Below are 26095 nucleotides of genomic sequence, written 5' to 3'. Positions count from 1 at the left end.
TTGGTCCGCCTTTATCGCTCACGACGGGTAACTAAATTTCGCCGTTCACTGCCAGCTTTCGGAAATTAGCTTTAAGTCAAGTTGTAGGCTATATGCTGTAAGCGTTAGAGTATAAGGTCTATGCCCAAAAATTCATCGTTAATAACTCATTAATTCATCATTATAGCAGGCACTGATAACAGGCAACTCTATTCATCTCTTAACCGACTATACGCTTTCTCCAATCCTGCTTTTTTTTTGATTTCTTCCGATACCATTGGTCCGTTATTTTCCCAAAGATTATTGGGTCCATTTGCATTTTGCAAGAATTTCTCCTTGGGGCACCAATTATTCCGGACCGTAAAATAGGCGGATCCCTCGTCCGTATAAAGGTAGAACCAATGCGCGGGCAAGTGTGCGTAAGGTGCCGTGTAAATACTATCGATGTAATTATTTTCAATGACCGAGCCTGGCTGGGCGGATAGGGTATAAATACCCGCCACATCGTTCATATGCTTGGCATAATGATGAATTTTATTAGCGACTACCTGATTATTAGCCATTACATTCACCGTAGGGGTCCATCCCCAACCTAAGCTGATGCCTGTATAAGAAATTTCACTTATTTCGTTATGGCGAATACGGGTATTGTTAACATAACCTGCCCCAATGGCCACGCAACCCCAATCCTCGTTCGTTACATTTTGGATAAAGTTATTCTCGATGAGGTTGTGAGATGCTACAACCCGTTGATCTGTCGGATTGTAAGGCAAGTGCGTTTCAAAAGTTTCATCCGAAAACACACCTAACAACAAACCCGATCCACCGATGTCGTTGAATGCGTTTCCCCGAATTTCATTATGCTGAACCGCTTGATGATAATCCAATCCGGTAGATGCCAAATGTTCAAATCGACAGTCTTCAAACGATGTATGCTGCGCATAAGATACCATCACAGCAGCGGGAGGTCTTCCTATCCAAGCCTGGTTTTCGAGTCCTTTTTTATCAGGTGTGCCCGGCACTTTTAACTTATAAGCGTCTAGTAAATACATCCCGGCCTGCAAGGCCACATGGCCTTGCTGTGAAGGACGAAGCCATGTGCTGTGTTGCCAGCTGATACCGGAAAAATGGATATGTTTTACCGGGGCGTCGATCGTTCCTTCGATACGAAGCAAGGTTTCCAAATGCGGAATGATAACGGAGGCAGTAGCCAGTTGCTCATCTTCCCGGGGCCAATAGTAAAGTTTCCGGCGTCCCTTATCAAGATACCACTCCCCCGGCTCATCTAAAAATTGCAGTGCATTACTCATGTAAAAGGCAGAATTCCCGGTTTCCTTTGATATCCAAGGGGCAGGCCAAGGATGTTCTGATTGTATTTTACTTTCTGGTTGTAAAAAGGACAATCGTATGCTATCCCCTTGAACATGCGCCTCTTTTACCCGTAGGATTGCTATTGCCCACCATTGATGAATAAAAAACTCCATCCCCGGCTGCCAACTGAATTTGGCAGATGTAGGCTTCGGAATCCAACAAGTTTGTGTCTGATGATCCCAAGATAATATCCTGTCCATCTTATTATTGATGGTGCTTTTTGCACGAACAGCTTTGTGATTGTTAATCCATAGTTGCCTAAAGTCAAGTACCTGATCACCCGCCAAGGGGGCATCAATCTCCCAAATCTTCCCTTGGGCAATTTGAGGTAATCCTGTTACTTCTTTCTTTATTTTTTTCCAGGTGCCTGGCAAACGAATCCCTCCACTGATAATAGGATGTGCATCGCGGGCCGCTTTAATGCGCGTAGGACTGCTAGCGGTACCGGCATCTTCGGGACGAATAAAAAGGGGTTCATTCAATGTATAGATGCCATCTTGTAAAATAATGTCAATACCTCCAGCGACTTGCTCTGTTTGCAAGCGCCTCCATTCCCTCGCTTTTCTCAGGGTTGCCCCCACTGAGGCGAAAGGCGAATCAATGTTTCCGCTGTTCGTATCACTCCCCTTAGGGGATACCCAAATCTCCGCTCCGTCAACCATCTGGGAAAGCAATATTAGGGAGAAAAAAATCAGGGCGAATCGTTTTATTTCCATTACTGTGACAAATAAATTGCGCGTTTATTTTATAAGGATGCCCTTAATTGTAAGCAAAAATTTAAAGCAACCTGCTGTTCTATATTTTCTTTGATGGATTCGGACGTTAAGGTAGCCATCTGTTTATAATCGGTACTAATGGTGGTAATTCCGCCTGCGATGTATTTTTTTAATGGTGCTTCATTATAGGAAATAATTCCCAGATCCGTGCCCAAGCTAAAAGAAGATGCCGAAATACGATCCAATAGGTTCACCAGATCATCATCATTCACACAAATATATACCTCACCTTTACTTAGCTGAACTTGATCTACTTTGTCCAGAATATCACGTTCAAAGGCATATTGTTGGCAAAATTTACTGAATCCCCGTTTAATTTCGATGGGCAGATAGCTCTTCCTATGAAAAATCAGTTTTAAGGTATGGTATTTTTCCAATACCGGCAAAGCCTGTTCTAATGCACGGTAAATATCGCCTTCAAAGTCCTCATAAATAGTGCTATGATTTCCTTTAAGTCGTTTCAAACGTTTATCCAACAGGATTAACTTTTCTTTGGGAAGGGAATCAATTAAGGCTTCTGCCGCTTCCTCATTATCAAAAAAATGGGGTAAGATTACATAATGACTGTAGTCTTGTCGTTGATTTAGCAAACGCTTGAACAAAAAGAAATCGTTATTATATACGTAAAAGTCGATCGGTACATTGCTACCGAGCAACTTCACCAATTCATGATAAAAGAGGCTTTTTTCTTCACTTATTTTGTTTACCAGTAGGCAAATCCTACCTGGAGTATTAACTTCAACCGTTGATATAAAGTGTCCTTTCCCCGGTACCGCTTTTAAGATTCCTAAATAACGTAAATATTTATATCCTCGATCGGCCGTTTCTCGTGAAATTTCTAAATGATTGGTTAATTCGTTCAAAGAAGGTAATACATTGTCTTTTTGAAACTTCCCTTCTTTAATGGCGCTCAATATAGCATAAGCCAGTTGCAAGTATTTTGGCGTTGACGAATAACGGTCAACTCGAATATGATCAAAAAAAATGCTATTGTTCATGTTATTTTAGTTATTAGCTGTTAGTTATTAGTTATCCGCTAAGAGCTGTCAACTTTCGGCATCACTGCTCGTACCACTGCTACTTAAAAACATTCATCACTCATCATTCACTTCCAGCTTCAACTCCGCTCCTTCTAACCCTTTCGCGCTTGCTTTTAAAATGATTTCTCCTGTCGCCGTTTTGGCTTGGATAATCGCCAGGCATTTCCCATTATAAGCTCGTTTACGATTTCCTTTAAGGGGGGATAAATCCGCTTGAAAACCATTATCAACTCCTGCTATAAATCCCCGCCCTCTTATATCGAACACAATTTCATCATCAGCCATAGGCGCGGTATTTCCATCAGCATCCACAATTGTCGCGCTTACAAAAGCCAAATCATTGATCCCTGCGCGCAATTTATTTTTATCGACCGTCAACTGAATACGGGCTGGTTTGGAAGCAGTTTTAATCTCCTTCGACAAAACCTCTTTCCCATTTTTTCTGGAAACGGCCTTCAACTCTCCCCGTTGAAAAGGAACCTTCCACGATACGTGGATATCATCTCCTTGCTTCTTTCGGGTTCCAAGTGATCGACCGTTTAGAAAAAGTTCGACCTCATCGGCTTGATTATAATAAGCCCATACATCAATCGTTTGCCCACTATGCCAATTCCAATGGGGTAAAAGATGTAATACAGGTTGATCGGTCCATTCGCTTTGGTACATATAATAGACATCCTTTGGAAATCCTGCTAAATCAATAATACCATAGTACGAACTCCGTGCAGGAAAATCATAAGGTACCGGTTCTCCTAAATAATCAAAACCGGTCCATACAAAAAGGCCTGTCATAAAATCGCGTTGTTTCACAGCCCTCCATGCTTGCTCATGGCTTGTTCCCCAATAGGCGGCTACCTGATCATAGGCAGATACCGTAAAATCAGCGTTCCCGTTTTTTACAAACTTCTCTTTGGCACTTGGCGGCCAGAACCTAAGCGTATCATGCCCTAAATCGTAGTGCCCTCGGGTTGCTAATGCCGAGGTCGTTTCAGAAGCAATAAATTTTTGTCCCGGGAAATTGATCGGCAAACTATCATATTGTTCGTATTTATAATTGAATCCCAAAATGTCCAGTGCATTGGCCTGCGCAATGAAATTCTTCTCTAAATGGGTTTCGGTCAGTGCCGCGACTACCGGACGGGTATTGTCTTCGCTACGGACAATAGCGACCAGTTCCTTTGTAAGAGCTGTACCCGTACTATCAAACTGCTCCCGTATCTCGTTCCCTATACTCCACATAATAATGGATGGATGGTTACGGTCGCGCTTTATCAGATCCGTTAAGTCTTGTCGATGCCATTCATCAAAATCGAGCGAATAGTCGAACTTGTTCTTTTTCTTACGCCACATATCAAAAGCCTCATCCATTACCAAAAAGCCTATGCTATCACATAAATCTAAAAACTCGGGTGCTGGTGGGTTATGGGATATTCGAATAGCATTAGCCCCCATCTCCTTAAGCAACACTAATTGCCGCTCCATGGCTTTTCTATTGATAGCAGCTCCCAAGGCTCCGAGGTCGTGATGCATGCAAACTCCTAAAATCCGTTTTCTTTGTCCATTGAGTGAAAAACCTTCTTTCTCATCAAATGAGAAAGAACGAATCCCAAAGGGGGAACTGTGTTGATCAACGAGTCTTTTCCCAATGTATACCTGTGTTTCTACTCGATAGCAATAGGGATTTTCCGGACTCCAAAGAATCGGCTGAGGGACCTGAATTTCATAGCTTGCTTCACTGTCGCCCGGAATCAACGACTGCTCAAATGCTTTTTTGACAACTAATTTGCTTTCCTTATCAAAGACGCGAATGGTCACCTCTGCAGCCTCCCGTTTACTACCGAGATTTTTAAAAACAGTTTGCTGCCGGATGGTCGCTTGTTCTTTTTGGATCGATGGACTCGTGATGAACAAGCCCCAATGATCGATGGCAATTTTATTTTTGGTAATCAACCAAACATTTCGATAAATACCTGAACCGGAATACCAACGGGAGTTTGGTTGTTGACTGTTATCAACACGTACCGCGATGACATTGGACTGTTTTCCAATGTTCATATAGGGTGTCAAATCATATCGGAAAGAGGTGTATCCGCTGGGTCGCTTTCCAAGATAATGTCCGTTGATCCAAACTTCACTGTTCCGATAAATGCCATCAAAGTCAATATAAACCTGCTTGCCTTCGATAGTATCGGCCAACTGAAAAGTCTTTCGGTACCACGCAATACCACCTGGCAATGCCCCTCCCTGATTGGTTGCAGGATGTTCTTTTGAAAATGTGCCCTCTATACTCCAATCATGCGGTAAATCTATGTTTCGCCATCCTTTATCATTAAAACCTGCTGCTTTTGCTTCCGGTTCGTCTCCTAAATAGAACTTCCATTGACTGTTAAAACCAGATCGACCCCATTCCTGTCCATACAGCGTTAAGGTAACAAGGTAAAGCAAAAAAAATGTTGCGATAGTTTTAAACATTTCCGGTAGTTTTATGGTTGACTTTTCGTGTTTACAGGCGGAGCAACAAACTGTAGCTCACTCTTTCCTAAATCTTTGGAGGTAGCAACAGCAATACCGCGCTGTTCCTCTTTATTAACTGCACAATAAAAATGATAAACGACGCCTTCGTGTTTCAATACGAATGACTTATGTGCGTATAGGGTATCAAAGGGCTCGGAAGGCTCTATTAAATTTGCTCCTTCCCAATCCGTCCAATGAACAAGGTCTCTTGAAGCAGCGAAACGATTGAATGCGCCCTTTCGATTTTGCCAAAAAGCACCGAAATAAAATAACACATAGATATCATCCATTTGCTGGATAACGGCATCTCCCGTGATCCCCACCGGGTGATGAACAACCGGTTCTCGGAGATAACGTTTCCAATGGACCATATCATCTGAAACAGCCATCCCGATGCGTTCGTACCAGCGTGTTTTTAGATTGTTTTGCGCTGAATCGCCGTTGGCATTATAATACATGACAAAACGATGCCCTGTCAGTCGTTGTTTATCCGCTATCACGCTGCTTTTAAATAGCTTGCGATTTTCCCACCATCGTACATCGGGATCCTTCGCGGTAAATAGCGGCTTTTCAAAACGCGTCCACTCATGGGCAACCCAAGGATTTTCTTTTGTATAAGCCATACCAATGGAGAGATTTCCGGCTTCATATCCTCTTCCGTCACCTCCAAAATAAGACATCCAATATTTTCCTTTATGCTTTTTCAGCTCATAAGTACCGCCCCATGTTATATCCTGTAAGGCATTATATCCAGCCTTTTGATGCGCATCCCAAGTCTCACGATCTGAAAAAGACATCAATTTACCCAAGGTTGTCCATTTCAATAAATCATCGCTGCTCGCTAACCAGGTCTCGTAGCCACGACCATCAAAGATTAAATAGGTCATGTACCATTTGTCATCCTTTTTGAAAACCGTAGGGCAATCCATTTTTTTATCGTTATCAGATGGTACCATCACCAAGCCATATTTATAAGGCGTTTTAACTTCCTGATAAATACGATCCATCTCTGTCGATGTCACCTGCTTTTCCTGTGCATAAACAAAAAAACCGCTAACAAAAGGGATAAAAAGTAAGATTATATATAGTTGTTTTTTCATTTCTTAATTAATGGTATCAAGCAATCATCACTTTTGCTTATCATCTAGGAGCCTTAAAAACTGGCAACTAATGGCTCACTACTTTAAAATAATAATCCCCCGAACCAATTTGCACGACCATTCGCCCACGTGCCCGATTTACAATTTTCAGATCCGTTTCATTGATGACACGCGTACCCTCGTAAATAGTAGCTCCTTCCGAAACGGGTAAGTAAATTTTAGCTTGGGTATTTGGCGGTATCTGTACTTTCAACTCAAAGGCTTTATTCGCTTTTTTCCATGCAGATTGAATCCATCCATAAGGTGAATTATACGTTCCTTCCGCACTTTGTATATCCCCTACTACTGCCGGTTGAATCTCAATCTTATCAAAGGCGATGCCGTCCGGTTGCTGTCTAATTCCGACAAGCCCACTATAAAGCCATTCCATGAAATGTCCCAACATGAAATGGTTATTCGAAACACCGGGCAGCGCCTGCCATGATTCGGTTAATGCCGTTGCCCCCTTTGCCAGTTGATAACCATAACCGGGAACATCGGTTTTGCTATTCATATCGTAAATAATAGCTGATCGACCCGCCTGCTCTAATACGCGGAGTACATAGCGATAGCCAATGTCTCCCGCTGTTAGCGCATTATTTCTATTGCTGATGTCTTGGATCAAATTGTTCAGAACGGCTTCTTTATAAGGAAGATCAACCAATTCCATATAAAGGGCCATCGCATTTGCGGTCTGACTGCCACTAGCATATTGTTTGGTATTGCTATTAAAAAAAGTCTTATTAAATGCTTTTTTAACTTGTTCCGCTAACTGTGCATATGCTTGTTTATCTTCTGCATTTCCGAGTTGCTCAGCAATTTTTGTCAACAAGGTCAAGTCGTAATAATAAATAGCGGTTCCCGTAACACCCATGGGTGTCAGTTGAGAAACGCCGGGTGGTTTCGGACCAAGATCATACCAATCGCCCAAGCCTTGTTTAAGTATATGGTTCGTTGCTTTGGATTGTAGGTAACGTATATAGTTTTTCATCATGGGATAAGCCGTCTTCAACACCTCTTTATTCCCGTACCACTTATATAAATACCAGGGCAGAATGATGCTTGCACTTCCCCATTCCGGTGAATCGCGGAACATATCACCCCCCCAGTTGAATTCGACGTATTCGGGGGCAATCTCCGGCACCAGGCCATTTGGCAACTGCGACTGCTGCATATCTGCAATAATTTTTTGCAGCAAGGTTTCAATATCGTAGTTATAATGCACCGAAGCTCCCATGAGATGGGTTTGTTCTAGCCAACCGAGTTTTTCGCGATGTGGACAATCGGTAAATACACTCATCATGTTACTCTTGATTGCCCAGTCGATCAGCCTATGTGTACGGCTGAATAAATCACTGGACGACTGAAAGGTACCTGCTTTTTGCGCTGCATTGCGTATATGTAAACCTTGCAGGTTTATGATTTGCGGATGTTGTTTTCCGCCCGATTGATCTTTTGGTTCCGCTCCGCGCACTTCTACATAGCGAAATCCGTAATAAGAGAACCGTGGTTGCCAAAGTTCTTCTTCTTCACTTTTTAGAACATACGTGAAGTAGTAGGGGCCGCCACTTGCTTTTTGGGTAACTGCGCCCTCTTTTAACAGCTCACCTGGATACATTCGCACCGTGTCGCCTCGATGTCCTTTCAATTTAATTTGTATGATACCCGATGCATTCTGCCCCAAATCATACACCCAATTTCCAGTGCTTGTTTTTGTTATACGTTGGGGTTCGAAGCGCTCCATCACTTTCAGGGGCTCGGCCATTTGCGGCTTAAGGTTGGGGGGGCCTTCCACGATAATGGCCTGCTTCCATGCCCTATCGTTAAAGCCAATATTATCCCAGCCCCGCTGCTCCAAACGTGCGTCATAGTCCTCACCACCATAGATGCTGGAAAAGATAATGGGCCCTTTATCGGTCTTCCAACTCTGATTGCTGACGATATCCTCTTGGCTGCCATCTGTATAGCGGAGTTGCAAGCGGCAAATCATTTTTGGATAGCCAAAGGCCACCTTTTGCTTTCGGTATCTACCTTTTACCAGAGGGATATAATAGAAGCCATTCCCTAGAAGAACCCCTATCGCATTTTCACCTTTCTTTAAGCTTTCGGTGATATCAAATGTTTCATAAAGCGCTTCTTTATCATATTTAACCCACCCTGCATCTAAAAAATGGTCGCCTACTTTATGACCGTTTACATGCACTTCAAAATGTCCTAAACCGCTGATAAATAAGGTTGCCTGTTTGATCGTCTTTTGAACCTGAAATGATTTCCTCAATAAAGGAAGTATATTGTTATTTTGATAGGTATCTTTTTTATCGCCTTTTGGCAAAGGATCCCGTCGTTCTTCCGGTAATTCCTCATAAGCGATCCATTGGGCCCCCTTCCAGTTTTCTTTCGTAAAAAGTCCCATTTGCCAATAAGCAGGCTCCGACCATGCCGACTCGTTGCCGTGATTATCCCAGACTTTAACCTTCCAGTAATAGCGTTGCGTGGCCGACAATGGATTCCCTTGGTAAGGGACTTGAATGCTTGTACCGGCTTCTATCTTTCCCGAATTCCAGACAAGATGATTTTTATCCGACCAGCTATCCCGTTGGCTCGATACCCGTACCTCATAGGCTATTTGTTTTGTATTTCGCAATCGGCTCTCCAGCTTCCAACTCAACCAAGGTTGTAAACTTACAACACCGCTAGGATTCGTTTTAGATTCCACACGTAGGCCCGTCGCCTTCAAATCAGCGGCAACGCTATTTCCCCAGCAATGAAACAACACCCATAATATAATGATAATCCTACCCATTTTTTAGTTTATAAACCTCGTCAGTACCCATATATAGCCATAGGTTTATGGTTAGCCCTATTTGCAAAGATAAATGGACTCGGAGACATCCGCTTATAACAATTTTTCCTTGTATTGTAGGATATTATCTTTAAACGACGATCTGGTTTTTAAATCCTAATTTTTTGTTTTTATGTAAGTGTTCTTCTTGACTCGGGGAATTTGCCTTTAACCTATAGATAAAGTTCTTTTTTATCAGCTTTTTTCATCATTAGTTAGTTTTAAAGGCATTCAAGCTTTCCCCAACGGGAAGGTTTCTTGATAAAAAGCTGACCAAACCGAAGAACGTAGTGATGAGTTCATGAACACCTTTAAAAATAAACAAGCGTGAATAAATCAAGGCGTGTGTAGGCTATTATAGGGCTTAAGACAATAATACGCCCGGTTAAAAGTAAAAGCATTCGTTCTGCTAAAATATCGCCTAGGAAATTTGCGGCTCGCACGTTGATGTACTACCATTGTAGCAAATTTCCAAGCGATGAGCTTTCTTTGCTTCTTTATTTCGCGGACCTTCCCCTTAGGGAAAGCTTGAATGCCTTAAAAAACGAAAACTTAATGAAAAGAAAGAAAGAAGTTAAAATAAACCTCCTTTAATATAAACACCTGCTTCTCTATGTTAAAAGCGGAATCCTTGAACGCTAGACGGCGTATTGGCAGAATTTCTGATAAGATTTACTACGATGGATGAAATGGCTGTGGAATTTGCCAAAAAAATTGACACTTTTGTTTATTGGCGCACTTTTATTAACTAATTTAAGATTTTATGAACAAGGTAATCGGACTTATTGCAGGTAGCCTGCGTACTGAATCATTCTCCAAAAAGATAGCACAAGCTTTGCTGACTTTGGCACCCGAAGGTTTCGTGTTTAAAATCATTTCATTGGACGACCTGCCGATTTACAACCAGGATTTCGATGACCATGGCCACGTTCCGGAATCCTACGTGAAGTTCAGGGAAGACGTAAGGGCACTGGACGGTGTCATTTTCATTACGCCCGAATATAACCGTTCTGTTCCAGGCGTATTGAAGAATGCCATCGACATCGGTTCCAGACCCTATGGAAAAAGCGTTTGGGGAGGCAAACCGGCCGCCATTTTCAGCAATTCTCCCGGAAACCTATCCGCTTTCGGAGCGAATCATCATTTAAGACAAAGTTTGGTTTTTCTCAACATGCCGGTTATGCAGCAACCGGAAGTGTATATAGCTCATGTGACTGAAATGTTTGATGAAAACGGAAAACTGAAAGAGGGCAAAAGCAAGGATTTTCTAAAGAACGCCGTGGATGCGTACACCGAATGGTGCAATCTATTGAAAAAATAAATACTGAAAGTGATTACTAAACACTTTTAACGCAAGGTCGATAATTGATTAAAAATAGTACATATAGGTTTATTTAACGGGTACGGCTCTCGGATTTTTAGGAAGCACTGTTTGATTATTTGATTATCGCACATCGGAAATAAAATAACGATACAATCGTTTCGAAGTTTATCCAGTGCATCTGGATTCGTTGTATGCACCTGTTTGGTCATCACGATACCGAGTATGCCGGCAACATCACACGCACACGCTTATTATTTCATCCCGGGCCAAAAGTCAAGTCGGAAATGCAGGGCTTAACTTTTACAAAAGTTAAAGCGTAGCAAAACGACCCGCTCGAGAGCGAAGCCGGCTTCATTGATGAAGCCGGTTTTTTTATGCAAAACCAAAAAATCATCATAGTCTTTTTAAAAAACGCCGTAGTCTTTTCCTAAAATGACTTCGGGGAACTTGAAAAAGGACTGTAGCCTTTTTAAAAATTTGCGTCGTCATTTCAACCTATTAATCTTGGTATAACTAATATCTTTCAGCATCAGGGAGTCGCTATCACCGGAAGAAATATGCTGATAAATTTGCTTGGCCGGGATAGCAAAGTTTACCTTGCTAAAAGATATGTCATGCGTATTCACCAGATTGATTATAGAATCTTGGCTAATCAATTCCGCATTTTCAATAGCAATATCGCTGGCATCTTTTATATCAAAAAGCTTTTCGACTCTTGCCTTCACCTGATGAATTTGCACATTTTCGAGCGGCGCTTCGGGAATACCATCTACGCGCATAAAATGTGAAGCACCTTCAATCATTAAATTGCGGATCTGAATATCCCGAAAATGAGGTGTTAATTCATTAACCGCGATGTCTTGGGATCGACTGGCTGCCGCTCCTACATGTTTAGCACTTCCCAACATATCCCATCGCAAGGCGGTTTCTCCTACCCGCATGCGAATGCGATCGTAAAATAATTGCTCTCCCCCACCTCCACGAGGTCTTCTTGTTTTAAAACGGATGCCATTGCCTTCGTTGTTAAAGACACAATCATGCACATATAACTTACGAACCATACCCGCTGTTTCGCTTCCAATGGTAATACCACCATGACCTTTCTCGGCCAGGCAATACCGCACTACCACATTTTCAGTTGGTCTATTGATGCGCAAACCGTCCCAGCCCCTCCCCGCTTTCATGGCTAAACAATCATCTCCGGTTTGCAGCGTGCAATATTCAATCAATACATTTTTAGAGGACTCGATATCGATCCCATCTCCTCGAGGGATATCGATCGAATGAATCGTTACTCCTCTGATGATGACTTGATCGCAATACTGGGGCACGATATTCCAGAAGGCAGTGCGCTCAAGTCGGATTCCTTCGATAAGTACATCCTTGCAGTTAATAGGAGCGATAAACATGGGAGGAAAAATAAAACTTCCATCCTTACCGTTGTATATACGTTCGGCTACGGGCTTATCATGTGGAACAACATTTTCAATTACATCGTGGGTCATAATTTGTTTCCGAACAGATCCCTCTGCCGGCCCTATAAGTCGTCCTTTACCGGTAATAGCAATATGCTCTTGATTATTTGCATAGATACAAGCCCCTAAAGACATGACTTCAATACCCTCATTACGGGTAAAAACGACGGGTAAATAATCCTTGATCTCCCCGCTAAAATACAAGGCGGCTCCTTCCTCCAAGTGTAAATTGACATGGCTCTTTAAACTAATACGCCCGGTCTCCCATTTTCCTTTGGGAATAACCAGCTTACCACCTCCTTTTTCTGACAGCTCATCAATTGCTTCTTGGATAATGGCTGTGATCATCATTCCCTCTTTAGCTCCCAAATCTTTTAGGTTTTTGGTTCTGTCCGGAAATACAGGCCGTTTCATATTGTCCATGGGAAAGGGTGCATCGACTGGTGCGATACTATCGGGCATACAGGATGCACCAACCTGTTCAGCGGTAGGAACCGTTTTCAATAACGATGCGTCTACACGGTTCTTATGTTTACAGGCCTGAAATAAACAACACAGGGATACTAAACCATAAAAAAAGGATCGAGAATAGCTCATGATGCTTGAAAAATTTTCTTCATATAGCGCGTATTGGCACCAAAATTCCCTTTTACATCACGCGGATTGTTCGCATCGCGAGAACGCTCAATCACTAACCATCCTTTCCACCCCATATCTTCTAAGGTTTTCTTAACCTCCACCATATTCAAACGTTTATTATTTTCGAGCCATACGCCATCTTCATCTGTGCAATGTATTTGACAGATATAATCTTTTCCCAATAGTCGCAATTCCTGGTGCAAGTCACGTCCGTTCTTTAGCGCATTAGAAAAATTGAAATAGCTTTTGATATGGGAAGAACCTATTTCATCTAAAAACTTCTTTTCTCCCTTGGCATCTAGCGCCGTTTCTATGCCGATGATTACTTTCGCTTTGGCTGCCATTTTCCCGATTACTTGCAAACGCTCCACTAAGACCGGCCGAAGCTCGGGGTATTGAATCAAGTCGCACTGAATACCCAAAGGAAGAAAAGCAATCTTAACACGCATGGCTTTCATGGTGTCAATACAATCTTGCACCATTTTCTGATAGGTAGGACGCTTGGCAAGGGATTGTGCATAAAAACCAGTCATCGCCAAGGAACAGATTTCAATGTTCAACACCTTAAGCTTATCCATATAGGCAGCTCGTGTAGCGGGATCGGCCAATTTATTATCAAAGGTATCGCGATTGCCTAAACCACCCATATCCACTTCGACGCCATCGGCACCGAGTTCATGCGTTAAATCAAGTGCGCTGATTTTTTGCCTTTTCAGCATCATCAAATCTATTACGCCTATTTTATAAGGGTTTTTAGCGGAGGCATAGATTGTATTAGGTAATAAAGCTGTTCCCAAGACCACCGCAGTGACTTGCTGTAAAAATTTTCTTCGGTCTATTGTATACATAACTTTCTTAATTAATCAACTTTTCTTGATAAAAGTTGAGCAAAATCAAGGCTTGTGTAGGCTACGTTGCACCTGATTGCAAAGCATCATTAGCGCGTATTGCAGCCGCTTCACTTCCTCAATCCGCTTGGATATTGCAACATGAACGATGGTACACATGCTTTACTGCTCGATGCTTCCGTATCCTCCAATGCCATACTCCCCACACCTCGACGCCATTTGCCTGTTTGCAAAACCCTCCGTTCTACTAAAATATCGCCTAGGAAATTTGCGGTTTGCAGGTTGAGGCACTACCATTGTAGCAAAGTTCCAAGCGATGAGTCTTTGGTTACTTTCTGCGGAAGAAAGTAACATAAATTAATTTCATTGAAACAACTTCTCTAAATTTTCATAACCTTTCAAGGCATTTGCAGGAAGTTTTTCCCCGTTCTCCCCAAATACATAAAGTGCCTTTTCCTCTTCGATCGTACATTTACTTTCATCGTAATTTCCCTGTTTATCTTTCACCGCTTTTTCATCTAAATCAAAATGCTTGATCATAAAATCATATACCGGCTTGCGCTTGGAGAAACCAAAGTCATGACCATCTTGCGGTAAATGCACATTCGCTATCTGTTGTAGTTTTCCGTAATAGTTATATATATTTTGCAAATAGCCAAAATCATGTTCGGGCATCTGAGCGGTCCAATCCCCACCATCGGATATGACCAATTGTGGGTTGGGCGCGGTCATAGCAGCAAGCTCGACATTATTGGTTCCTCCCCCACACAAATGGATCGGCATACCGCTTTCACAAGGACATCCTCCATAGAAGTAGGAGGACAGTGAAACGACGGGAATGCTTAATTTAATACGGGGATCAAGGGCTGCCATTAATACGGTTTGACTGCCACCGCCGGAGCCTCCGCAGATAGCTACCCGCGAGGTATCTGCATCGGGCAAGCTTAACAAATAATCGAGAATACGTACGGCTCCCAGTGTCTGTACGGTTTGCGACAAGCTCTTTCGGTGATCCTCGTATTTAAATTGTAAACCGGATTCGCCCCAACCGAACAAATCGTAACTGAAGGCCATAGCTCCCATTCTAGCCGTCATGGCAAAACGGATTTGTGCATCTTTGCGGAATCGATGGCCCTGCCAGTGTCCGTCTGGACTTAAAACGACGGGTATTTTTCCTTTTGCTTTCATTGGCCGATATAAGGATCCGTTCACATAGACTCCGGGTAATATTTCAAGGGCAATATTCTGAACCGTATAACCATCCATTTTCCGTACAGGTGTAATTATCGGTTTCGAGACAGGCTTAGCGGGTAATGGACTTAATTTTAATGCCTTCCATAATTCTTTTCTAAGGCTGTCTTTCCTTAATTCCCAACTTGCTTTGTCGTGATATCGAGCGGCCAGCGTATCCAGTTTCTCCCAACCTTCTTGTACAGGCCAACGGTAGTATTCGTACTCTTTTAACTTATAAACACCTTCTTTTTCCTTATTCACTTTTAAGTCCAAGGGCGCTAAGACCTGAGATAGGGTCTGATCTACCGTTGGTCTAAACCGCCATAAGGCATAGGTTAAGTTTCGATCTTTTACCTGATTTTCGTTGTATTTGATCTTGACACCGAAGCGAGCCTCAATTTGTTGCAGTACGTCTTTAAGCGGCATCTGGTACTGATGATCGCTATCTTGTGCATAAACCGACAATCGCATAAACAACTGGCCTATGAGCAATATGTTGAGTATGTTAAATGAAATACGGCGTATCATAATTAATCTTCCTCCTTCTTATATTCTTCTAATTGGGGAGCTGTATAGCCTTTTACTTTCGGCCATTCGCCATTTTTTATAGCTAACAGTTTAAGCTTCTTCGGATCAACGACCACATGTTTTATTTTTTGTCGCCTCCAGGTATAAATAAAGTGCAGTAAGCCATCCTTCGTCTGTATCACCGCAGGGTATGAGTACTGACTGATGGGTGAATCTTCTAATATCAATGCGGCCGACCAGTTTTTCCCGTCTTTAGAGACCGATACGTTTAAAGGCGTCCGAGGACCTTTTGCCAAATTCCCGGGAGGAAGTACATGATTATAAACCAGCACATGGCGGCCATCCATCATGGTAACTGCATCCGTACCTGAATTGTTGTTGGGCAGGTTTGTTTTTTCAAGCGGCGACCAAGTCGCTCCATTGTCGGTCGACCATGATTGCACCAAGGCGCGGTTACGACTACGGGCTAGAAGTTGCAAAGTTTGATTACCATGGATCAAGATACTTGGCTGGATGGCATCGATACTATCCTTCGCAGCCAATGGACCAATTTTACGCCAGCGCTTACCAAAGTCATCCGTTACCTCAAAGTGGATTTTCCAACCATTGCCTTCTGTACTGCTAGGACAAAAAAGTTGTCCATTATCGAGTAAAATGGGTTTATTCTTTACCGGACCGATATTGCCGTCTGGTAGTCTTTCGGCGATCGACCAGGTTTTTCCACCATCTTTCGAGCGTTTTAACATCCCCCACCACTCGGAAGGCTTGGGGCCTATTTTATAAAATAAAAGCAAATCACCATCGGGTACTTGGTATAAAACAGGGTTCCAAGTGGGTAAACGTGTGCCATCGGATTGGACACCGTCAGCTGCTGAAGAGGGGGGCGTCCATGTTCCATTTTCTTGCCGACAAACATAGATCTCAACATCGGGATGGCGTTCCTTTGTACCGCCAAAAAAAGCGGCAACCAAACCGGTTGGCGTTTCCGCAATGGTTGCCGAATGGCAAGACGGGAAAGCCGCTTTCTCATACAAGAATTCTTCTTTCAAAACACCCTGTTTCCAAGGTTGCTTTTCCTGCGCATGAGCGCCTATAAATAGGCCGAATACGAGTACGGCCAACCACTTACTCTTTATCATTTTAGCCATTATTTTTCTCCTTTGCTTTTTTCGCCTTTACCGCATCTACATAGCCTTTAAATAATTGATGCCAATTCCGTCCATTGGCATTAAAATACTGTTCAATTTTGGTTTTGTAAATCTCGAAGATACCGGATATCTGCTTCATGCTTTTATAATCCACCGCTTGCTCGCGCGCTTGCTCTAAATTTTGCCTGATCACCGCTCGTTCTTTCGGTGTTAAATCAGGCACAATTGCTTCATAACCTTTTGTTGTAAAAGCAACTTTGCCAACGGTGTATTGATCAAGAATCGCCGCTACCTGCTCTTCGTTTAATTCTTTTCGTAAACCGTCCATCAATTGTTGATGAACTTCTCCCGGCATCGCACCGTCAGCAATGATCTGCCGATCGAGTTCACTTAACTTATTCCCTGTAGCCGGATTAATCCCTGCAGGTACCTCCGTAAAAGGATGGCTATTGTGCCAATCCCGTACGGCCTTTAGGTGCCCGGATATCACCTGCACCACGCGTGCTTCTTTGGTTTTGTCTTGCAACTGCAGACTTTCGACCCATTCCTGCGCTTTCTTGAGCTGCTCGGCATCCGACTTTGCTAAACGCGCCGCATCATCTTGGCCATGACTCGCAAAGGCGAATAGCAACAAAGCAAACAGGAAACTTAAGGTTTTGATGTTTTTTAATTGGTTCATCTCTACAATTTATTTTTATTAGCTATCGGATTTCGGTTATCAGCAATCAGCTTTCAGTCACACAAACCTTTCTCACAACGGGTAACTCGCAACTCATCACTCATCACTCATCACTCATCACTCATCACTCAACCAAGTCAACACTGAACTGATACGTTCCGGCCCCCACTTCAAATACACAATGGCCATTTTCATTTTTCATGTAGCGAAAGCTTTCCGAACTGGCTATCTTTTGTTCATTTTCGCGAATTCTCCCCTTATCCATTGTCGGAAAATAAATACATGCGGTTGTATTCGCAGGTATTTCAATATCCCATCTTAAATGATCGTTTTCCTTTCTCCAACTACTTTTAATCAAACCATAAGGAGAACGATAGCTTCCCTCAATTTTCGTTAAGGGGAGTAGGAAATCGGGTTTCATAAGGATTTGCTTAAAACCCGGTTTATTCGCTTTTATACCAACTAAATTTTCATAGTACCAGATCAATAAATCACCTAGCAACATGACATGGTTCTGTGAATTCATGGAAGGATTGGCCGTATCGCCATTCCACAGTTCCCATATGGTTGTTGCTCCTTTTTCGACCATGTATCCCCAACTTGGATAAGTCGTATTTGTTGCTAATTGAAAAGCCAAATCAGATCGCCCATTATTACTTAAACCCCTCATCAAATATTGCGTGCCGATTACGCCTGTACTAATATGATGTTGATTCTCCTTCGTAATTTTGCTTAGCATATTTTCGAAAACCTGTTTGCGGTATTCATCTGGAACCAAATTAAAATAAAGAGGAAGCAAGTTTGCCGTTACGGTATTATTGCTATATTGCCCGACATTTTTAGCTAAAAATTTCTTATTAAAAGCTTCCTTTATACCGGCGGCTCTACTTTCAAAATATTGCCTGTCTACCTCATCACCTACAATATCGGCAAAACGTTCCATCAGTCGCGTTAAATGATAATACGTAGCTGAAGCTAAAAGCGTACCCTCCGTTTGTCGTAAGGGATCTTTGGCATGTATCAGCTCCTTAGATTCCGGCGGAACGCACCAATCACCATATTTGTCTTTCGTCAGCAATCCATTGTCTTCGTAGTTATCCCACATGTATTGCATCCATCTTTTCATCGATGGGTAATGCTTTCTAATAGCGTATACATCTCCATATTGTTGGTAAAGCATATCCGCTACGGTCAAATAAGTGCCAGGCCAGGTTACATTGTCACTGTAATAACGCCAAAAAGCAGGTGCTACATCTGGAATGCTTCCATCCGGCATTTGTGCCCCTTGGATATCATCAAGCCATTTGGCATATAATTTCGCATTATCAAATAGAAAACTCTCGCCATAACAACCCGTAGTGCGATCGCCGAGCCAAGGTTGTCTTTCATTTCGTTGCGGACAATCGATGGGCATCCCTTTGTAATTTCCGGCAATGCCCCACCAAGCATTATGATAAATAGCATTTAATGTCGACTGACTACTGGTAAATGTACCCGTGTTTGCCAAAGCATCATATACGACCATGCCTTGCAAATCATCTAATGTAGGCTCTCCGGGATAACCTGTTAATTCCACATAGCGAAATCCATGATATACGAAACGGGGTTCCCAATATTCTGTTCCTTCGCCACGCAAAATATAGTGATCCGTAACTTTGGCGTCCCTTAAATTGGCTACAAACAGGTTACCATCCGCTTGAAGTGATTCCGCGAAACGCATTTTGACAGCAGTTCCTGAAGCGCCCTTTACGCGAATTTTCAACCAACCGGTCATGTTTTGTCCCATATCAACGATATAGGTTTTATTATCGAGCGGGTGAATAGTTTTTGGTCGCAAGGTATCCATTACTTGCATGGGCTCATTGAACTGTGCACGTGGCATCCCCCCAGGCTCCTGTACAAAGGAAGCCTTCAACCAATCTTGATCATCATAGCCTACTTGATTCCAGCCAGGTAATTCCTTCCTTGCATCATATTCTTCACCATCGTACTCATTATTTGTTCGGATTGGACCATCGGCTGTCACCTTCCAGCTATCGTCGGTGCTGATTGTTTCTCTTGTGCCATCCGCATACCAAATATCGAGGTTCAACCGCATTTTCGGATAGCCGAATGTCTTGATCTTATAGGGTTTATAGGCTTGCCGCATGGTATAAAAACGACCGTTTCCCAAGATAACACCCAGCGCTTGCTTTCCATTTTGCTTCAGCTGAGCTGTAACATCGAAGGTATTGTATTTTACTTCCTTCGTATAATCGGTAGGCGCAGGGGCCAATACCTGTTTTCCGACTTTTTCGCCATTTATATACAGCTCATAAAGCCCTAATCCCATGATATAAGCGATCGCTCGCTTCACTTTCTTCTTGGATTGAAACTCTTTTCGGAAATAACGTGCGGACAGCCTGGAGAATTGATCCTCCTGATCCCAGTCGAAAGACCGATCGAGACCGATCCACCTGCCCTTCCAGTCCGTATATTTTAACAAACCTATCGTCCAATAAGCCGGCTCACTCCAAATAGTCTGACCGTCATTTGTCCAAATCTTTACCCGCCAATAACATGCATCGCCGCTATGCAAGTTCTTGCCCTTATAGGCTACCTGTATGCTACTATCACTTGAAATTTTTCCTGAATCCCATCGATCCGCATACCCTTGTTTCAATAGATCCAACGACGAGGCTACTTGAATCTGATAAGCCCTTTGCATCAGTCCGCGTTTGCCCCCCTTTAGTTGCCAACTTAATCGCGGAACACGTTGATCAATTCCCAAAGGATTGACCAACGATTCACAGCGCAAACCGCTTAGCTGCACATCGGTAACCTTGGCCATTGCCGATACAGCCCATACGGTATAGAAAAGAAAAGCCACTAAAACCTTGTTTCGCATCTTATTCGTATTCGTTAAAATCAAAATACAAAGTCAGCTCCTTGGCCCGACTTGGATCTTTTTCATAATCGTAGAATATATTTTTCGCACCCATAGGGCCTGTATTTTCCCTTTTTTGTGTTTTTGTTCCGATGCTTGAAATTCCTTGCATAAATGAGATATCACCCGAGGGGAAGACAAGATCGTAATTCTTCCATGGATCTTCCTTTAAAGCCGGTGTATACAAGCGTAAAAAGACATCCTCATCTGGACTGACCACGGTGAAGGTATGGCCCTTCATTTTAATAGACGCCCAATAGAGGTTTGCATGATAACCTTTAAATTCAGGGTATAGCCAGGGAGCTTCTCCCGTCTCACTGGAATTATAGGTTTTATTCCAAACGCCTAAAGCTTGTCCTTTCATTCTATTTTTCCAGACGCGATAGGGTCCCCTTCCCATATAGGTAAGGCCAAGCATTTTTTCTTCCGGAAGTGAAAAATTCAACCCAATGTAATCGGTAAAATAGTCACTCGGAAAATAACGAACAAAAAGCTTTACCCATCCAGAGGGGTAGAAAGTCCATTCCAAGGTATTATAATGCTCCTTCCGATGGAAGGTAGATGCCAGGGCGACCTTGGCACCTTCTTGCCGTAACTGAAAATCACCAAAATTGTTAAGACCCTGTTGCAGTATGGGGCCATCATTGAAAGGGATCTCACCTTTTGTATTTTCTACACGTACTAATTTTCCGTTTTGCTTATTCAAGGTTAAATGCAGCGCTCCTATATGCATGTAGACTAAGCTATCACGCTCCTCATACGTTATCTTGTTGGTACCCTCTTTCTTTACCAAGTGCCCCGCTATCTCTTTTGGACTTTGTACAGGAAAAGACCAAGTGAACAGTTCTTGCTTATAAGGATCAAGTCCCGTGAGGTATAACACCTGATAATGAAGCCAATTATCAGGAAGCTTCAAATGCAATGTTCCTTTTTCAAGAGGCTTGATATCAGGCGCTTCAATCATCCCACTAATGGAATCAGTAGCAAGCCCTGCGGCTGACCAGCTTTTCAACTTCCAAGTGAAAGAACATTGCTTTAAATTGGTAAAGGCATAGCGGTTTTCGAGCGACAAAGTACCGTCAAATGCAGGTGTGAGCTCCCTACGCTCAACATGTACCGGACTCCATATTTCTTTAATCGCATAGAAACTCCCTTCTTTTTCTCGATAAGGCCCGACAATACCATCAGCACCATGATTGCCATCGGTATCGATCGAATCTTTTTTATCCTTTCGCACCACACCTTGATCGGCAAAATCCCATAAAAAACCGCCAGCGGAAAGCGGTTCCGACCACATATGCTTCCAATAATCTTCTAACCCTGCGCCATGTCCTCCATCGTACATCCCATGCAGAAACTCGGTAGGCATCACAATTTCTCTTCCATGGTCATAATTGCCGATACCGTAGTTATATTCGCGATAATGTTGGGTCTCAATGCCACCAAACAGCTGCCAAGGGTGTATAACAGGGCGTTTTTGTATATCTTCTTGCAAAAAGATACTATCTAAATCAAGATTATGCCCTCCCTCATTTCCATTCGCCCATAGAACAATAGATGGATGATTTTGATCGTGAACCATCATCTCTTTTAAAAGTTTCGTACCGGTAGCGGTATCATAATGCCCGTGCCATCCCGCTAATTCATCCATTACATAAAGTCCTAATGAATCACAAACTTCCAAAAAGTGATCATCCGGTGGATAATGGGACATACGCACCGCATTCATGTTCATGGCCTTCATGAGCATAACATCTTCTATGCTTAAACCTTTGCTGGTGGTCCTACCCGAATTGGGCCAAAAGGAATGTCGGTTAACGCCTTTAAACTTCATCTTTACGCCGTTCACATAAATGCCATCCCGCTGTTTCACTTCGACCGTTCTAAAACCAAATTTCTGCTTGAATCGGTGTATTAGTTTGTTTTTGTCGTATAAGTCAAATACAACTTCGTACCGATTGGGAAATTCGGCAGACCATAATAGGGGGTTCTCGATATGGTTTTGAAACCGCACTGGCTGCTGTCCGTTCACAAGCGATTGCTCCATAACATTCCCAACAGGTTCTCCAGAAAGCTTATAAATTTGTGCTTTTATGCGATCGGCAGGCAGATTGACGTGTAGGATCGACTCAAATTTTCCATTTGCCAAGGCATTGATCGCGACCTGTTCGATATGTTTCTTCGGCAAAACTTCAAGCCACACCGGTCGGAAGATTCCTCCGAAAATCCAAAAATCGCCTTTCCGTTCGGCAGCATTCACCGATGCATTGGCGGAATGTTTAGCGACTTTCACTTCCAACAGATTTTCCTGCCCATAATGTAAAAACCTGGAAATATCATATTTAAAAGCATAGTATGCCCCTTGGTGAATGGGACCTACTGATTGACCATTAATCTTCACCTCCACGTCGGTCATCACCCCTTCAAACACCAAGTTAATATGCTTTCCCTTCCACTGATTGGGTGCCTGAAAGGTATGTTTATAAAGCCCCTCCTCTTTTCCTACTTTCTCCGTTTTATCAAATCCATAATTGTATTTCCCAAAACCTTCCAATTCCCAGTTGGACGGAACCGGAATGGAGGTCCATTTACCTGCATTGGCTCCTCCCGTACAGTAGAATTGCCAGTTTACCCGATTATCCTTTCCTGTGCCTGATAAATAAACGCGTTGCGTTTCTTGAGCATGGAGGGGGGTAAAAAAACAAATTACCTTCAATAGAAAACAAGAGTAGATTAGCAGTTTGTTCATCTCAATTAGCTAAAGGTTCGGCACTGAAATCACGGATATAGTAAACCGCTTCTTTCACAGGATCTCCTGGATTTTTTAAATCAAAATCTTGGTCCGTTGGTGTATCGGCATCGGGAAAACGCCTAATCTCACCGGTTCTAAAAGCAATGCGACTAATACTGGCAAGGGGAGCAAAGAATATTTTTGTTCCTTTCTGTTCACCATTTACAGCAATCGTGTACGAACGTGTTGTTACATCCAATTTGAGCTCAATCTGTAAAGGTTCGCCGGCCTGATAGGTGGCCACCTTCGCATCACGATACCCGGCTTTGATTTTTAATAAACTATCTTTATCCAATATTAAGCGTACCGCAGCCTGCCCTTTTGCATCCAAACACTCCACATGAAGCAGTCCGTGATCGGCTTGCTGTGGCAACAAGGTAAACTTTACCTTTAATTTTTTACTTTCCGGCACCAAGCGTTCAGCCCGTGCATAATCATAGGGATCTTTATCCTTTAAAGCCAAAACTTTATCGCCTCCAGTGGCTTTCTCAATTTTAACAGACGCCCAAAGCGGACTATAGAGGTTCCAGTTGCTTAATTCTTTGCCATCTGCCATCCGGCTAAACACTTCCTGTACAGGCTCGGTCACCCCGGAAATGATCGGTACGGGAATACGTGCCACCCACATATCCTCTTTATTCATGCTATAAGACACCCACATAGCCTGATCCGGTGGATTGCCATTTCCTTCTTCAATACCTCGTACATATTGAGGACCATATGACTTATAGTTTCCTCCATAACGCATCGACGATATCTCGCCGTTTACCAACAATAGGTCTTTGTAATGAATGCCATCATCACTAGTGGACAACGCAAGTGGCCATCTAAATTCAGAAGGATTATACACGGTAGCATATCGACCATCTATTGTGCGCTGTCCCCATATTTTGGCATTGCTATTGACGAATCCGGGCGCCCGAAGGGGATCGTATGCCCAGGTTTTACCCTCATCCGTACTGACGGAAGTCAATGCGTGCTTCCATAACCCTACCACTTGTCCATTAGGAAGATGATAGAAATTAAATGCTTTGATTGCCCGTTTCAATGGAATTAAGGGATCATCTCGATCGGCCTCTTCTACCCATTGCTGCATCATGAGGGGCTTTCCCAGCAACTCATCACAAGCCTCCACAAAACCTTTATCTTTACTCTCTTTATAAAAAGGGAAAGCGGACAATTTCTTATCCCAAGAGGAGTTATTGCGGATAAAATAAATGGGGCCAAAACGGCCATCCCTGTATATCTCGCGAATGACTCGCCCAATTCCATTTCCATCATTTGGATCGTCTTTTGCATCCATCGTCACCCCATAGTAACCTAACACAAATAAACGATCACTCTCAGAAACGTAAAATCCCATCCGCTGATGCATAACCGCATAAAGGTTCTTAGCTACCCCGTCATGCCCTTTCTTCTTCCAACCGTCCGGAACTTTGTAGGGTGGGAATACCACTACCGGATCGGTCCAATGATAACCATCCTTAGAAATCTGTAATAGGCTTTCTCCCGGAGGAATATGCTCTCCAACAGGATTGCTTAAAAATTCCAAAAAGAATTGCTTATTCCAATAAGCGAGCATGGGTTGATGATTATAAGTCCACCCATGCTTACCTGCTAATTCGGGATGCTCCCGATTTGCCCTGAACACCTGGATATTGTGGACCCCCAACACGGGGCTCAGCTGTCCATGATGATAATCGACATTGGATAAAGTAGTTCCGATGTATTTTACCGTATCCTGAGCGATTGCACTCCTTATTTGGAATAGAATGGATATACTGAAAAGTATGGTTGTTTTTTTTAGTCTGAACATCATTTTATATCTTCTTCTTTTATCCGCTATTCGCATCCTTTTTCAATCCCTTCAAAACACGTTTACTTGCCTTGAAAATAGTTCCATGTTTATGTCCTTCCGGGATACTCATTTGATCGTCAATGGCTTTAAATTGCTTAAAATCCTTTGTACTTACGGCTTTATATTTTTTATCACCATATGAATCGAAATAAATCAGATAATCTTCTCCTGCCTTAACCACACTCGGTCCTTCCGTCTTCTCACCTGAAAAAGGTTGGGAAACATCGTGATAAGGTCCCAAAGCTTTTTCGGCGAATGCTACTTTTAAATTCCGATTCGGCCGTGTATTATCCTTCAATACCAACACATAATCTTTTGGCTTTCTTTTGACGATCACCGCATCGATTACGCTAAAACCAGGATCTAAAAAAAGTTGCGCTTTACTGAACGTCTTAAAATCCTTGGTCGTTGTATAGTACATGCGATGATTATTCTTTTCTTCTTCCACCCCCTTCTCGAAACGATAAGGAATGGTGGAGGCCCATATAATGATATATTGTCCTGCTTCATCATCATAAAACAGCTCCGGTGCCCAGACATTCACCACCTCCGGCTCATGTTCCATTACCGGAATAAAGCGCTGCGCAGACCAGTGTATCAAGTCACTCGACTCCGCATAACCAAAGCCCTTATCTCCTTTCCAACTGCAAGTCCATACCAAATGAAATAGACCATCAGGACCACGAACAATCGAAGGATCACGCATGACTTTTTCAGTTCCTACCATGGGTTTTAGAAATACCTGATTCAAATCTTTCCAGTGATAAGCATCCTTACTATACAACAAGCGCAAACCCGCATCCGCAGGTTCATGAAAAGAAGTAAACATATATATATTCTTAGAGCAAGAGGTTAAAAAACCTACCGCTACCACCAACAGCAAGATTTTAAATGATGAATGATGAGTGATGAACGATGAATTCATAATTTTCAAGGTTTAAAAGCTATCCTTTACTCCCCCATAATACCAATAACCAACACGAAT

At 42.7% G+C, this 26095-nt stretch carries 15 protein-coding genes; 1 reads left to right on the top strand and 14 read right to left on the bottom strand.

The features are described 5' to 3' along the window. Positions 1-188: 188 nt before the first annotated feature. The 5 genes from RYH73_RS14670 to RYH73_RS14650 all read right to left on the bottom strand — a co-directional run bounded on the left by RYH73_RS14670 (position 189) and on the right by RYH73_RS14650 (position 9622). Positions 189-2066 carry a right-handed parallel beta-helix repeat-containing protein gene (locus RYH73_RS14670; protein ID WP_335314196.1) on the bottom strand — a complete coding sequence of 626 codons (1878 nt, stop codon included), beginning with the start codon at positions 2064-2066 and terminating at the stop codon, positions 189-191. Between the two features lie 29 nt (positions 2067-2095). Beyond that, positions 2096-3124 (bottom strand): transcriptional regulator, encoded by a 1029-nt coding sequence (locus RYH73_RS14665; protein ID WP_335314195.1) that lies wholly within the window; start codon positions 3122-3124, stop codon positions 2096-2098. Between the two features lie 96 nt (positions 3125-3220). Then, positions 3221-5638, bottom strand: coding sequence for a sugar-binding domain-containing protein (locus RYH73_RS14660; RefSeq protein WP_335314194.1), 2418 nt, complete (start codon positions 5636-5638; stop codon positions 3221-3223). Between the two features lie 11 nt (positions 5639-5649). Next, entirely contained in the window at positions 5650-6780 is a 1131-nt protein-coding gene (locus tag RYH73_RS14655; protein WP_335314193.1) for a glycosylase, read from the bottom strand. A 67-nt stretch (positions 6781-6847) separates the two neighbouring features. Then, positions 6848-9622 carry a family 78 glycoside hydrolase catalytic domain gene (locus RYH73_RS14650; protein ID WP_335314192.1) on the bottom strand — a complete coding sequence of 925 codons (2775 nt, stop codon included), beginning with the start codon at positions 9620-9622 and terminating at the stop codon, positions 6848-6850. Between the two features lie 802 nt (positions 9623-10424). Between RYH73_RS14650 and RYH73_RS14645 the strand changes: the two genes are divergently transcribed. Next, positions 10425-10982, top strand: a complete 558-nt coding sequence (locus RYH73_RS14645; protein WP_335314191.1) for an NADPH-dependent FMN reductase — start codon at positions 10425-10427, stop codon at positions 10980-10982. Between the two features lie 488 nt (positions 10983-11470). Here RYH73_RS14645 and RYH73_RS14640 read toward each other — a convergent pair whose 3' ends face one another. From RYH73_RS14640 to RYH73_RS14600, 9 genes are all read right to left on the bottom strand, one after another. Beyond that, entirely contained in the window at positions 11471-13057 is a 1587-nt protein-coding gene (locus tag RYH73_RS14640) for a glycoside hydrolase family 28 protein (protein WP_335314190.1), read from the bottom strand. Continuing rightward, the gene (locus RYH73_RS14635; protein WP_335314189.1) at positions 13054-13947 is read right to left on the bottom strand and encodes a sugar phosphate isomerase/epimerase family protein; all 894 of its coding nucleotides are present in this window, start codon (positions 13945-13947) and stop codon (positions 13054-13056) included. Before RYH73_RS14635 ends, RYH73_RS14640 begins: the two co-directional genes overlap by 4 nt. 363 nt (positions 13948-14310) lie before the next feature. Further along, positions 14311-15708 (bottom strand): DUF4974 domain-containing protein, encoded by a 1398-nt coding sequence (locus RYH73_RS14630; RefSeq protein ID WP_335314188.1) that lies wholly within the window; start codon positions 15706-15708, stop codon positions 14311-14313. Between the two features lie 2 nt (positions 15709-15710). Then, positions 15711-16847 carry a sialidase family protein gene (locus RYH73_RS14625; RefSeq protein WP_335314187.1) on the bottom strand — a complete coding sequence of 379 codons (1137 nt, stop codon included), beginning with the start codon at positions 16845-16847 and terminating at the stop codon, positions 15711-15713. 1 nt (position 16848) lies between these two features. Continuing rightward, a complete protein-coding gene (locus RYH73_RS14620) occupies positions 16849-17535 on the bottom strand; it encodes a DUF3826 domain-containing protein (RefSeq protein WP_335314186.1) in 687 nt (228 codons plus the stop codon). Between the two features lie 124 nt (positions 17536-17659). After that, positions 17660-20422, bottom strand: coding sequence for a glycoside hydrolase family 78 protein (locus RYH73_RS14615; RefSeq protein ID WP_335314185.1), 2763 nt, complete (start codon positions 20420-20422; stop codon positions 17660-17662). A 1-nt stretch (position 20423) separates the two neighbouring features. After that, a complete protein-coding gene (locus RYH73_RS14610) occupies positions 20424-23210 on the bottom strand; it encodes a glycoside hydrolase family 2 protein (protein ID WP_335314184.1) in 2787 nt (928 codons plus the stop codon). Position 23211: 1 nt separating this feature from the next. After that, positions 23212-25071: an exo-alpha-sialidase gene (locus RYH73_RS14605; protein ID WP_335314183.1), complete on the bottom strand. Its 1860-nt coding sequence runs from the start codon at positions 25069-25071 to the stop codon at positions 23212-23214. A gap of 16 nt (positions 25072-25087) precedes the next feature. Beyond that, positions 25088-26035: a glycoside hydrolase family 43 protein gene (locus RYH73_RS14600; RefSeq protein ID WP_442946091.1), complete on the bottom strand. Its 948-nt coding sequence runs from the start codon at positions 26033-26035 to the stop codon at positions 25088-25090. Between the last annotated feature and the right edge of the window lie 60 nt (positions 26036-26095).

The sequence above is a fragment of the Olivibacter sp. CPCC 100613 genome, from assembly GCF_036959255.1.
Classification (GTDB): Bacteria; Bacteroidota; Bacteroidia; order Sphingobacteriales; family Sphingobacteriaceae; genus Olivibacter.
This window is presented reverse-complemented; position numbering and strand designations above follow the sequence as displayed.

Bases quoted from the DNA above. Each gene is read 5' to 3' on its own strand.
- RYH73_RS14615 (WP_335314185.1), bottom strand. From the start codon at position 20,422: ATGCGAAACAAGGTTTTAGTGGCTTTTCTTTTCTATACCGTATGGGCT.
- RYH73_RS14650 (WP_335314192.1), bottom strand. From the start codon at position 9,622: ATGGGTAGGATTATCATTATATTATGGGTGTTGTTTCATTGCTGGGGA.
- RYH73_RS14630 (WP_335314188.1), bottom strand. From the start codon at position 15,708: ATGATACGCCGTATTTCATTTAACATACTCAACATATTGCTCATAGGC.
- RYH73_RS14620 (WP_335314186.1), bottom strand. From the start codon at position 17,535: ATGAACCAATTAAAAAACATCAAAACCTTAAGTTTCCTGTTTGCTTTG.
- RYH73_RS14645 (WP_335314191.1), top strand. From the start codon at position 10,425: ATGAACAAGGTAATCGGACTTATTGCAGGTAGCCTGCGTACTGAATCA.
- RYH73_RS14635 (WP_335314189.1), bottom strand. From the start codon at position 13,947: ATGTATACAATAGACCGAAGAAAATTTTTACAGCAAGTCACTGCGGTG.
- RYH73_RS14625 (WP_335314187.1), bottom strand. From the start codon at position 16,847: ATGATAAAGAGTAAGTGGTTGGCCGTACTCGTATTCGGCCTATTTATA.
- RYH73_RS14670 (WP_335314196.1), bottom strand. From the start codon at position 2,066: ATGGAAATAAAACGATTCGCCCTGATTTTTTTCTCCCTAATATTGCTT.
- RYH73_RS14600 (WP_442946091.1), bottom strand. From the start codon at position 26,035: ATGAATTCATCGTTCATCACTCATCATTCATCATTTAAAATCTTGCTG.
- RYH73_RS14655 (WP_335314193.1), bottom strand. From the start codon at position 6,780: ATGAAAAAACAACTATATATAATCTTACTTTTTATCCCTTTTGTTAGC.
- RYH73_RS14665 (WP_335314195.1), bottom strand. From the start codon at position 3,124: ATGAACAATAGCATTTTTTTTGATCATATTCGAGTTGACCGTTATTCG.
- RYH73_RS14610 (WP_335314184.1), bottom strand. From the start codon at position 23,210: ATGAACAAACTGCTAATCTACTCTTGTTTTCTATTGAAGGTAATTTGT.
- RYH73_RS14660 (WP_335314194.1), bottom strand. From the start codon at position 5,638: ATGTTTAAAACTATCGCAACATTTTTTTTGCTTTACCTTGTTACCTTA.
- RYH73_RS14605 (WP_335314183.1), bottom strand. From the start codon at position 25,071: ATGATGTTCAGACTAAAAAAAACAACCATACTTTTCAGTATATCCATT.
- RYH73_RS14640 (WP_335314190.1), bottom strand. From the start codon at position 13,057: ATGAGCTATTCTCGATCCTTTTTTTATGGTTTAGTATCCCTGTGTTGT.